Below are 11,434 nucleotides of genomic sequence, written 5' to 3'. Positions count from 1 at the left end.
CACACCATGCCAGCCCAAGCCGCCAGCGCCAAGCCCGCGCACGCCTTTGCCAAGACGCGCAAAACCTTCAAGACCGCCTCGGGCAAATCCGCCCAGTTCTACTCCCTGCCCCAACTCGCGAAAGAGCTGGGCACCGATCTGTCGCGCCTGCCGGTGTCCATCCGCATCGTGCTCGAGTCGGTGCTGCGCAACTGTGACGGCAAGAAGGTCACGGCTGAGCACGTCAGGCAGCTCGCCGCCTGGAAGCCCGGCGCCGCCCGCACCGAGGAGATTCCCTTCGTCGTCGCCCGCGTGGTGTTGCAAGACTTCACCGGCGTGCCCCTGCTGGCCGACCTCGCCGCCATGCGCAGCACGGCCGGGCAGATGCACAAGAATCCCAAGGCCATCGAGCCGCTGGTGCCGGTCGATCTGGTGGTCGACCATTCGGTCATGATCGACGACTACGGCAGCAAAAAATCGCTCGATCTCAACATGCAGATCGAGTTCAAGCGCAACCAGGAGCGCTACCAGTTCATGAAATGGGGCATGCAGGCCTTCGACACCTTCGGCGTCGTGCCTCCAGGCTTCGGCATCGTGCACCAGGTCAACCTCGAATACCTCGCCCGTGGCGTACACAAGACCAAGGACGGCGTGGCCTATCCCGACACCCTGGTAGGCACCGACAGCCACACCACCATGATCAATGGCATCGGCGTGGTGGCCTGGGGCGTGGGCGGCATCGAGGCGGAAGCCGCCATGCTCGGCCAGCCGGTGTACTTCCTCACCCCCGACGTCGTCGGCGTGGAGCTCAAGGGCAAGCTGCGCGGCGGCGTGACCGCCACCGACCTGGTGCTCACCATCACCGAAATGCTGCGCAAGGCCAAGGTCGTGGGCAAGTTCGTCGAGTTCTTCGGCGAAGGCACCGCCAGCCTGTCGGTCACCGACCGCGCGACCATCGGCAATATGGCGCCCGAATATGGCGCCACCATGGGCTTCTTCCCGGTGGACGACAAAACCATCGACTACTTCAAGGGCACCGGCCGCACCAAGGCCGAGATCGAGCTGTTCGAGGGTTACTTCAAAGCGCAGAAGCTGTTCGGCGTGCCCAAGGCCGGGCAGATCGACTATTCGCAAACCCTCACGCTCGATCTGGGCACCGTCGCCCCGTCGCTGGCCGGGCCGAAGCGCCCGCAAGACCGCATCGAACTCGGCAGCGTCAAGTCGCAGTTCGAATCGCTGTTTTCCAAGCCCGTCGCCGAAAACGGCTTCAACCAGCCTGCTGACCGTCTGCAAAAGACTTTCAAGACCAGCGACGGCATCGAACTGGCCGATGGCGACGTGCTGATTGCCGCCATCACCTCTTGCACCAACACCTCCAACCCCAGTGTGCTGCTGGCTGCCGGTCTTCTGGCAAAGAAAGCCGTCGAAGCCGGGCTCAAGGTGAAGAAACACATCAAGACCTCGCTGGCTCCGGGCTCGCGCGTGGTCACCGAGTACCTGGAGAAGGCCGGTCTGCTGCCCTACCTGGAGAAGCTGGGTTTCAACGTCGCCGCCTACGGCTGCACCACCTGCATCGGCAATGCCGGTCCGCTGGCGCCCGAGATCGAGAAGACCGTGGTGGACAACAATCTGGTGTGCACCGCCGTGCTGTCGGGCAACCGCAACTTCGAGGCGCGCATTCACCCGAACATCAAGGGCAACTTCCTCGCCAGCCCGCCGCTGGTCGTGGCCTGTGCCATCGCAGGCACGGTGCGCCGCGATCTGATGACCGAGCCTGTGGGCTACGGCAAGGGCGGCAAACCCGTTTATCTGGGCGACATCTGGCCCTCGGGTGAAGAAGTGGCCAAGCTGATGAAGTTTGCGATGAACCCCAAGGTGTTCAAGGAGAACTACGCGCAGGTAGCCACCCATCCGGGCAAGCTCTGGAAGAAGATCGAAGGCGTCAAGGGCCAGATTTACGACTGGCCCAAGAGCACGTACATCGCCGAGCCGCCGTTCTTCGCCGGTTTCGGCATGCAGCCGGCGGCAACCTCGCTGCATGTGCGCGGGGCGCGTGCGCTGGCGCTGTTCGGTGACTCCATCACCACCGACCACATTTCGCCCGCGGGCTCGATCAAGGACTCCTCACCCGCGGGTCAATGGCTGCAGGCCAACGGCGTGCTCAAGGCCGACTTCAACTCCTACGGTTCGCGCCGCGGCAATCATGAGGTCATGATGCGTGGCACCTTCGCCAACGTGCGCATCAAGAACCTGATGATCCCGGCTTCCGCCGACGGCTCGCGCGAGGAAGGCGGCGTCACCCTTTTCCAGCCCTCGGGCAAGAAGATGTTCATCTACGACGCGGCGATGCAATACATCGCCGACGGCACGCCCACCGTGATCTTCGCCGGTGAGGAATACGGCACCGGCTCCAGCCGCGACTGGGCGGCCAAGGGCACGCAGCTTCTGGGGGTAAAGGCCGTGGTGGCGCGCAGCTTCGAGCGCATCCACCGCTCCAACCTGGTGGGCATGGGCGTGCTGCCGCTGCAGTTCCTCGGCAACGATTCCTGGGAGTCGCTGGGCATCAAGGGCGACGAGACCTTCGCCATCGAACTGGGCGACAGCCTGCGCCCGCAACAGGACGCCATGCTCGTCATCACCCGCGCCGACGGCAGCAAGCAGGAGGTCAAACTCAAGCTGCGCATCGACACGCCGATCGAGGTCGACTATTACCAGCACGGCGGCATTCTGCCCTTCGTGCTGCGCCAACTGCTGGCGGCCTGAGTTCGCGCGGGCAGCCCTGTTCTCCGCCCGACCCGCGCAGCACGTTGACGCATGGCCGATACCGAGCCTATACCCGACGTTCTCGTGGTCGGCTCCGGTCCGGCCGGGGCCATGGTGGCGCGCGATCTGGCACGCTCGGGTGCGCGGGTGCGCATTCTGGAACAGGGTTCCGGCCCGCCGCCGGGCACGCGCTTGCTCGGATTGCTGCGCCGAAAAGAGGCCATGCACATCGCGCCCGGCGTGGTGCTGCTGCGCAGCCTGCGCGTGGGGGGCGGCTCGGTCACCTTCTACCACACGGCCGCGCGCCCGCCGCTGGCGATGTTCGCCCGGCACGGCATCGACCTCGAAGCCGCGTTGCAGCGCGTGTTGGCCGAATCTCCGCATGAGCCTTTGCGCGACGATCTGCTCGCGCCCATTCCTTCGCTGTTGATGCAGGCCGGGCGCACGCTCGGGCTGCCCTGGCAGCCGCTGCCGAAAATGATCGACCAGTCCCGCTGTGAAAGCGGACAATGTCCGCCCGAGGCGTTCTGGTCGACTCACCCGCTGTTGCAGCAGGCGGTCGCACACGGCGCCGATCTGCGCACCGGCGTGCAGGCCACCCGAGTCCTGTTCGAGCATGGGCGAGCCATCGGCGTCGAGGCGCGCGACCAGGGCTCGACCCGGGTGTTCCGCGCCGGGCGTGTGATCTTGAGCGCGGGCGGCATCGCCAGCCCGGCCATCCTGCAGCGCAGCGGGGTGGAGGCGGCGGGCCAGGGCTTTTTCTGCGACCCGCTGCGCATCGTCATGGCGCAAGCTCCCGCCGCAAGACAGACCCACGACATCTCGATGTCAGCGGGCTACTTCGACACCGAGGCCGGCTACATGCTGTCGGACATCACCATTCCGGCGAATTTTTTCCGCGCCTTCGCCTGGGCTGCGGGCCGCCCCGATCAGTTGCTCGGCTACGGCCATACCGCGATGATCATGGTGAAAATCCGTGACGACATCGAAGGCCGCATCGATGCGCACGGCCGTCCCTGGCGACGCTTCGGGCCGGGTGACAAACAGAAGATGCGCGCAGGCGTGGAACAGGCGCGCGCGGTGTTGAAAGCCGCAGGAGCGAGACGGCCTTATGTCTCGCCTTGGGTAGCAGCGCACCCGGGCGGCTCGGTGCGGCTGGGCGAACTGCTCGACGATAGTCTGTGCTGCCACAGCCCTAACCTGCATGTGTGCGACGCCTCGGTCATTCCCGAACCATGGGGGCTGCCGCCTACCCTCACCCTGCTGGCGCTGGGCAACTATCTGGCAGACCGCCTATCGCAGCACTGAAAACGCTTCGCGCCAAGCCGACTCGCCGAACCCGACCAGCAACACATCGCCCATTTCGACCACGGGGCGCTTGATGGCGCTGGGATGTTGAACCAGCACGTCCACCGCGCTGGCGGCATCGCGCACGGCAGACTGCGTGGCCGCATCGAGCTTGCGCCAGGTGGTGCCGCGCCGGTTGAGCAAGACCTCCCAGCCCGCGGCATTGGCCCAGACCCCGATCTGACGGGCATCGGGCGGGGTTTTCTTGAAATCAACGAACTCGTAACCCAAGCCCTGCTCCTGCAGCCACTGCCGCGCCCGCTTGACGGTGTCGCAGTTGGCAATGCCGTAAACCTTGAGTGCGGACGCAGTGCTCATGTTCACACCTTGTCCCGCCGGAAAATCCATTGATCTTCCTTGGAGACCTCGGGCACGAAGCGGTAGCCTTCGCTGTCGAAGGCCTTGATCTTTTCCACCGTGGAGATCCGGTGCAGGACGATGTAACGGGCCATCAGACCGCGGGCGCGCTTGGCGTAGAAGCTGACCACCTTGTAGCCCTTTTGCGGCGTGCCGTCCTGAAACACAGGCTGCACCACACGCGCCTTGAGCACACCGCGATCGACGCTGCGGAAGTATTCGTCGGAAGCCAGGTTCACCAGCACCGGCTCGCCCTTGCCCTCGGCCAGATCGGCGTTGAGGCTCTCGGCGATCTGCGAGCCCCAGTAGGCATACAGATCCTTGCCCAGGGCATTGGGCCAGGCCGTGCCCATCTCCAGGCGATAGGGCCGCATCAGATCAAGCGGGCGCAACACCCCGTAGAGGCCACTGAGGATGCGCAGGTGCTGCTGCGCCCATTGCAGATCCTTTTCGCTCAGACTTCCGGCATCGAGTCCCTCATAGACATCGCCGTTGAAGGCCAGCACGGCCTGCTTGCTGTCCTCGGGCGTGAACCGTGGCTTCCACTCGGCGAAGCGGGCGGCATTGAGCGCGGCCAGCTTGTCGGAGATGCCCATGAGCGCGCCGAGCTGCTGCGGGCTCTGCTTGCGCAGGCCCTCCACCAGCGCTGTGGCCTGCTTGACGAACTGCGGCTGGGTGGCGATGGATGTCGTCGGCGGGGTGGTGTAGTCGAGCGATTTGGCAGGGGATAAAACCATCAGCAACATAGCATCTCCGCGAGAACAGGGGTTGCCGTTCAGTGTATCGGTCGCCTGCCCGTCAGACCGTTTCCACGCTGGCAAGACGCGGCAGCGGCGTGCGGATCAAGTAGTCGAAGGCAGCGAGCGCCGCCTTGGCACCGTCACCCGCGGCGATGACGATCTGCTTGTACGGCACGGTCGTCGCATCGCCCGCGGCCATGACGCCGGGCACCGAAGTCTGCCCCTTGGCATCGACCACGATCTCGCCGAAGCGGCTCAGTTCGACCACGCCCTTGAGCCACTCGGTATTGGGCACCAGCCCGATCTGCACGAACACGCCTTCGAGCGCCAGGTGATGGCTTTCGCCGGTGGCGCGATCGGTGTAGGTCAGGCCATTCACCTTGCTGCCGTCGCCGGTGATTTCGGTGGTTTGCGCGTTCGTCAGGATGGTGACGTTGGGCAGGCTGCGCAGCCTGCTCACCAGCACGGCATCGGCGCGCAGTTCGGGGGCGAATTCCAGCAGGGTCACATGCGCGACCAGACCGGCCAGATCAATGGCGGCTTCCACACCCGAATTGCCCCCGCCGATCACGCTCACGCGCTTGCCCTTGAACAGCGGGCCGTCGCAGTGCGGGCAGTAGGCCACGCCCTTGTTGCGGTACTCGGCCTCGCCCGGCACATTCACCGTGCGCCAGCGCGCCCCCGTGGAGAGAATGACGCTGCGAGCCTGCAACCGTCCTCCATGGGCGAATTCGACGGCGATCAGGCCGCCCTCCTGCTCGGCCGGAACGAGCTTTTCGGCGCGCTGTTGATTGAGCAGATCGACGCCGTATTCCCGGACATGCGACTCCAGCGCCGCAGCAAACTTAGGGCCGTCGGTGGCGAGCACCGAGATGTAGTTCTCGATGGCCAGGGTGTCGTTGACCTGACCGCCGAAGCGCTCGGCCGCCAGACCCACGCGTATGCCCTTGCGCGCCGCATACACCGCGGCGGCGGCACCAGCAGGGCCGCCGCCGACGATGAGCACGTCGTAGGGCTCCTGAGCATTGAGCCGTGCGGCATCGCGCTCGGCAGAGCCGCTGTCGAGCCTGGCCACGATTTCTGCCACATCCATGCGGCCGCTGCCGAACAACTCGCCGTTCAGATACACCGTGGGCACGGCCATGATCTGCCGCGACTCGACTTCGTCCTGGTACAGGGCACCGTCGATGACCACTGTCTGCACCCGGGGGTTGAGCACGGCCATGAGCGACAGCGCCTGCACCACGTCGGGGCAGTTATGGCAGCTCAGCGACATGTACACCTCGAAGCGATAGTCGCTGTCGAGCTGGCGAATCGCCTCGATGGTTTCAGGCTCGACCTTGGGCGGGTGTCCGCCCGTCCACAGCAGCGCCAGCACCAGCGAGGTGAATTCATGCCCCAGCGGAATGGCGGCGAACCGCAGATGCTGCGCCGGGCCGCCGACGCGCTCCAGCGCGAACGAAGGACGCCGCGCATCGGTGCCGTCGAACCGTACCGAAATCTTGTCCGACAGGCCCGCGATCTGTTCAAGCAGAGTGCGCATCTGCGCCGCCTGCTCGCTGTCGTCGAGCGACGCCGTGACCACGAACGGCTGGTTCACGCGCTCCAAATAGGCCTTGAGTTGGGAAAGCAGAGCGTCGTCGAGCATGGCGCAATCCTCTGAGATGCGATGAGAAAAGGAAACGGACAGGCGCATTCCCGCCCGGCGATCAGCCGGGCGCGCGCCTCACTGCGCCCTTATGGTGCGAAACCGAGGGTGCGAAACCGAACTGCGGGCGAAACGATCAGATCTTGCCGACCAGATCGAGCGAAGGCTTGAGGGTGGCGTCGCCCTGCTTCCACTTCGCCGGGCAGACTTCGCCGGGGTGGGCAGCCACGTACTGCGCGGCCTGCACCTTGCGCAGCAGCTCCTTGGCGTCGCGGCCGATGCCGTTGTCGTGGATTTCGCACAGCTTGATCACGCCTTCAGGGTTGATCAGGAAGGTGCCGCGCAGCGCCAGGCCTTCCTCTTCGATCATGACATCGAAATTGCGGGTCAGGGCGCCGGTCGGGTCGCCGATCAGCGGGAACTTGACCTTCTTGATCGCTTCGGAGGTGTCGTGCCAAGCCTTGTGGGCGAAATGGGTGTCGGTGGACGCGCCATACACTTCCACCCCGAGGGATTTGAAAGTGTCGTAGTTGTCGGCCAGGTCTTCGAGCTCGGTCGGGCAGACGAAGGTGAAGTCGGCGGGGTAGAACACCAGGGCCGACCATTTGCCCTTGAGGCTGGCCTCGGTCACTTCGAAGAACTTGCCGTTCTGGAACGCGGTGGCTTTGAAAGGTTTGACTGCGGTGTTGATCAAAGACATGTGAAACTCCTTGAGGTTGCTGTTGACGGCCCATTGAGAGAGGGCGACTGAGAAGGTTTTACCTTCGTTTATGTTGCAGTGCACACTCTAGGGTTTGCCCCCACATCCGTCCAATGGACTCTTTCAATTTCGCCCATAGTCCTCCCCTATGTTGCAGAGTCAGGCCACGCGTTGCGCGATGCAACATGGCCGCTGCAACCCCTTTCTCCTGCCGCTTCGGTGTGCTGCCATGAACCCTGCAACGACCTCGATCACCTACATCGGCCTGGGCGCCATGGGAACGCCCATGCTGGGCCATCTGCTGCGACTGGGCTGCTCCGCCAGGGTCTATGCCCGCAGCGAGAGCAGCCGTGCCGCCGCTGCAGAACTCGGCGTGGAGGTGTGCGCGACGCCCGCAGAAGCGGCGCGTGACGCGGATTTCATCTTCACCAACGTCACCTCGACCGATGACGTGCGAGCCGTGCTTTGCGGCCCCGATGGCGCCATGCACGGCGCCCACCCCGGTGCGGTGTGCATCGACCACAGCACCATCGCAGCCGAGGGCGCGCGCGACATCGGGCAAACATTGCGCACGGCAGGCCTGCACTTTCTCGACGCCCCCGTCTCGGGCGGCGTGCGCGGCGCGCGCGACGCCAGCCTGAGCATTATGGTGGGCGGTGACGCCGAGACCTTCGCGCGCGCGCTGCCGTTGCTGCAAGCCCTGGGTCCGAATGTGAAACACGTCGGCCCCAGCGGCAGCGGGCAGGTGGCCAAGGCCTGCAATCAACTCATCCAGGTCGTCACCATCGAGGCCATCGCCGAAGCCCTGCTCTATGCGGCGAGGCAGGGTGTGGACACTCAGGCCGTGCTGGATGCCATCGGCACCGGCTTCGCCAGCAGCCGCATGCTCGACCTGATGGGGCCGAAGATGGCCCGGCGCGATTTCGCCGCCGGCATCGAAGCCCGCCTGCATGCCAAGGACTTCGGCCTGATCGCGGCCTCCGCCCAGGCCGCCGGCTTGCGTCTGCCCGCGCTGGAGCAGGTGCAGCGCCAGCTCGAAGTGCTGATGCAGTCAGGCTGGGGCCGCGACGACACCTCCAGCCTGCTGCGCGTGCTCGAGGAGCAGCAGGGTGAACTCAACCCTCCAGTGTGAGACCCTGCGCCTCGTCGTGCCTTGCGCTTGACTGATTGCGCTCTCCGATCAGATCCCACAGTCGGTTGTGCAGGGCAGAGCCCGGCTGCGCCAGCGCATCGAGCACCGAGAAATGATGGGCGCCGGGCACGACCAGGGTCTTGCCCGAACCCGGCCAGTGGCGATGCATCAGCCTGGCCTGGACGTGAAACGCCTCCGACTCCTCCGCGCCCACCGCCAGGGCCAGCGGTGCCGGGCCCGAAGGTGGCAGCCAGGCTGGCGACATGGCCCGCGCGCTGTGTTGCGTCAACCGCAGATCGCGCTGCAGGAAAGCCGTCTTTCGCACCGCTTCGAGGTCATAAACGCCCGACAGGGCCAATGCGCCCGCGGGAATCTGTGCAGGTAGATCATCGCCCAACCAGTCGAAGCGGCAAGTCAGCATCATGGCCGCCAGATGCGCTCCAGCCGAATGACCGGCCAGGACGATGCGCGAACGCTCCACGCCGAAGTCCTCCGCGCGACGCCACACCCAGACCAAGGCCTGCACCACGTCGCGCACGATCTCCTGCAAGGACGCCCCAGGCGCGAGCGCGTAGTTCACGACGACCACATGCACCCCGCGCGCCACGAAGGGCGGCGCCAGAAAACTGTGATCGGCCTTGTCGAGCGAACGCCACCATCCGCCGTGAATGAACACCAGACAAGGGGCCGTCCCGGTCGCCGCCGGCGCAAACCAGTCGAGGGTCTGCGTGATCGCATCGCCATACGGCAGGTCGAGAAGACAAGGCCAGTTCAGCCTCGCTTCCTGCGAATCGCGCTTCCAGCGGGCGAGATAATCGGCCCAATCGGGCACCAGCTCACGATTATTGAATTCGCGGTCGAGCACCGCAGCGTCGTAACGCATCATCCCACCCCATCGGGTCCGCCTACGGATTTGTCACCGCGCGATGGTAGGACGAGATGTCGCACCTCACCATCGAAGATACCGTTCGTTACCAGTGCGCTTGCACCACACCATTCGGCCGCATTCGCGGCGTCGGTTATGATTTCGCTTTGGGGCCGATAGCTCAGCTGGGAGAGCGCTGCGTTCGCAATGCAGAGGTCGGGAGTTCGATCCTCCTTCGGTCCACCAAACATCCAAGCCCAGGCCCTGGCCTGGGCTTTTGTTTTGTGGGTTGCTCATGCTGCGAACATGAAAGAATGGCGAGCTTTCGCCATACACCCTGGGCTCGGCCCGGGTTCGCTCTCATGCAAACCGATCAGGTCCGCATCTACCTTCTCGATCTCCAGAGCCGCATTCTCGACGCCCTACAGGCGGCGGACGGTCAGTCCTTCCGCCGCGATGCGTGGACACGTCCCGCCGACTCGCCTCTGCAGGGCGAGGGCGTCAGTAGTCTGATCGAGTTTGGCGGCCTGCTCGAACGCGGCGGCTGCAATTTTTCGCATGTGCGCGGCCCCAGGCTGCCGCCTTCGGCCACCCAGCACCGGCCCGAGCTGGCTGGGGCGCCTTTCGAGGCTCTGGGCATTTCGCTGGTGTTCCACCCGACCAACCCCTATGTGCCGACGGTGCATATGAACGTGCGCATGCTCATGGCCAACCCCGACGGACAGTCGCCGGTGGCGTGGTTCGGTGGCGGCATGGACCTCACGCCCTATTACGGCTTCGAGGAAGACGCCCGCCACTTTCACCGCACCTGCCAGACCGCGCTCGCGCCCTTTGGCGATGACCACTACCCGCGCTTCAAGGCCTGGTGCGACGAGTATTTCTTTCTCAAGCACCGCAACGAGCCGCGCGGCATTGGCGGGGTGTTTTTCGACGATTACAACGAGGGCGGATTCGAGCAGGGGTTCGCGCTGATGCGAGCCGTGGGCGACGCCTTTCTGCCCGCTTATCTGCCCATCGTGGAACGCCGCCGTGACCTGCCTTATGGCGAGCGCGAACGCGACTTCCAGGCCTACCGCCGCGGCCGTTACGTCGAGTTCAATTTGGTGTGGGATCGGGGCACCCACTTCGGCCTGCAGTCGGGCGGACGCACCGAATCCATCCTCATGTCCATGCCGCCCATCGTGAAATGGCGCTACGACTGGCACCCCGAAGCCGGGTCGCCCGAGGCGCAGCTCTACGACGTCTTTCTCAAGCCGAGGGACTGGGCGGCTGAATGAGCGATACCGCAACGACGCCCCGGCGCATCGGCTTGCTGGGCGGCAGTTTCGATCCCATCCACAACGCGCACCTGCAACTCGCCGAAAGCGCCTGCAGCGAGCTGTCTCTCGACGCGGTCTGGTTCATCCCCGCGGGGCAGCCGTGGCAGCGCGATCCGCTGGCGGCAAGTCCGCAGCAGCGCTGGGACATGGTGAACCTGGCCATCGCCGGACACCCCGGCCTGCTCGCCTGCGACATCGAGCTCAAGCGCCAGGGGCCGAGCTACACCATCGATACGGTGCGGGCGCTGCGCGCCGCGCATCCCTACACGGCGTTCACCTTCATCCTCGGTGCCGACCAGCTGCGCAACCTCCCGACCTGGAACGGCTGGGAAGACATCGTGGCGCAGGTCGATCTGGCCGCGGCGCGGCGTCCGGGCTATGCCGATGAGGCGCCGCCCGAATTGCTCCACGCCCTGGCCGCGCACGGGCACCGGCTGCACCGGCTGGCCATGCCCGAGATCGACCTTTCGGCCACCCGCATCCGCCACAGCATCGCCCAGGGCGAGTCGCTGGCCGGGCTGGCGCCGACCGCTGTGGCACACTACATTGAGCAACATCGCCTTTACACCCACGCCTAACCCACT

10 protein-coding genes and 1 tRNA gene are annotated in these 11,434 nt (G+C 65.3%); 6 read left to right on the top strand and 5 right to left on the bottom strand.

Features of this window, described 5'->3' with window-relative positions:
• Window positions 1–6: 6 nt before the first annotated feature.
• Together acnA and ASC45_RS09325 are read left to right on the top strand one after the other, a co-directional pair.
• The gene (acnA, locus tag ASC45_RS09330) at window positions 7–2,742 is read left to right on the top strand and encodes an aconitate hydratase AcnA (protein WP_055450767.1); all 2,736 of its coding nucleotides are present in this window, start codon (window positions 7–9) and stop codon (window positions 2,740–2,742) included.
• 51 nt (window positions 2,743–2,793) lie between these two features.
• Window positions 2,794–4,050, top strand: a complete 1,257-nt coding sequence (locus tag ASC45_RS09325) for a GMC family oxidoreductase N-terminal domain-containing protein (protein ID WP_055450766.1) — start codon at window positions 2,794–2,796, stop codon at window positions 4,048–4,050.
• Here ASC45_RS09325 and ASC45_RS09320 read toward each other — a convergent pair.
• The 4 genes from ASC45_RS09320 to ahpC form a co-directional block, all read right to left on the bottom strand.
• Window positions 4,036–4,407 (bottom strand): arsenate reductase, encoded by a 372-nt coding sequence (locus ASC45_RS09320; RefSeq protein ID WP_055450765.1) that lies wholly within the window; start codon window positions 4,405–4,407, stop codon window positions 4,036–4,038. The genes ASC45_RS09325 and ASC45_RS09320 overlap by 15 nt on opposite strands.
• A 2-nt stretch (window positions 4,408–4,409) precedes the next feature.
• Window positions 4,410–5,192 carry a peroxide stress protein YaaA gene (gene yaaA, locus ASC45_RS09315; protein ID WP_055450764.1) on the bottom strand — a complete coding sequence of 261 codons (783 nt, stop codon included), beginning with the start codon at window positions 5,190–5,192 and terminating at the stop codon, window positions 4,410–4,412.
• 52 nt (window positions 5,193–5,244) lie between these two features.
• Window positions 5,245–6,834, bottom strand: a complete 1,590-nt coding sequence (ahpF, locus tag ASC45_RS09310) for an alkyl hydroperoxide reductase subunit F (protein ID WP_055450763.1) — start codon at window positions 6,832–6,834, stop codon at window positions 5,245–5,247.
• Window positions 6,835–6,970: 136 nt separating this feature from the next.
• The gene (gene ahpC / locus ASC45_RS09305) at window positions 6,971–7,534 is read right to left on the bottom strand and encodes an alkyl hydroperoxide reductase subunit C (RefSeq protein ID WP_055450762.1); all 564 of its coding nucleotides are present in this window, start codon (window positions 7,532–7,534) and stop codon (window positions 6,971–6,973) included.
• Between the two features lie 229 nt (window positions 7,535–7,763).
• Here ahpC and ASC45_RS09300 point away from each other — a divergent pair, with 229 nt between their 5' ends.
• A complete protein-coding gene (locus ASC45_RS09300) occupies window positions 7,764–8,666 on the top strand; it encodes an NAD(P)-dependent oxidoreductase (protein ID WP_055450761.1) in 903 nt (300 codons plus the stop codon).
• On the opposite strand, the gene ASC45_RS09295 is transcribed toward ASC45_RS09300, so the two are convergent.
• Window positions 8,650–9,552 carry an alpha/beta hydrolase gene (locus ASC45_RS09295; RefSeq protein WP_055450760.1) on the bottom strand — a complete coding sequence of 301 codons (903 nt, stop codon included), beginning with the start codon at window positions 9,550–9,552 and terminating at the stop codon, window positions 8,650–8,652. The genes ASC45_RS09300 and ASC45_RS09295 overlap by 17 nt on opposite strands.
• A 149-nt stretch (window positions 9,553–9,701) precedes the next feature.
• Between ASC45_RS09295 and ASC45_RS09290 the strand changes: the two genes are divergently transcribed.
• The 3 genes from ASC45_RS09290 to nadD all read left to right on the top strand — a co-directional run bounded on the left by ASC45_RS09290 (window position 9,702) and on the right by nadD (window position 11,428).
• A tRNA-Ala gene (locus tag ASC45_RS09290) sits at window positions 9,702–9,777 on the top strand.
• 116 nt (window positions 9,778–9,893) lie between these two features.
• Window positions 9,894–10,808, top strand: a complete 915-nt coding sequence (hemF, locus tag ASC45_RS09285) for an oxygen-dependent coproporphyrinogen oxidase (RefSeq protein WP_055450906.1) — start codon at window positions 9,894–9,896, stop codon at window positions 10,806–10,808.
• A complete protein-coding gene (gene nadD / locus ASC45_RS09280) occupies window positions 10,805–11,428 on the top strand; it encodes a nicotinate-nucleotide adenylyltransferase (RefSeq protein WP_055450759.1) in 624 nt (207 codons plus the stop codon). The genes hemF and nadD overlap by 4 nt, the downstream gene beginning before the upstream one ends.
• The last annotated feature ends 6 nt before the right edge of the window (window positions 11,429–11,434 follow it).

The sequence above is a fragment of the Thiomonas bhubaneswarensis genome (genome assembly GCF_001418255.1).
Lineage (GTDB): Bacteria > Pseudomonadota > Gammaproteobacteria > Burkholderiales > Burkholderiaceae_C > Thiomonas > Thiomonas bhubaneswarensis.
This window is presented reverse-complemented; position numbering and strand designations above follow the sequence as displayed.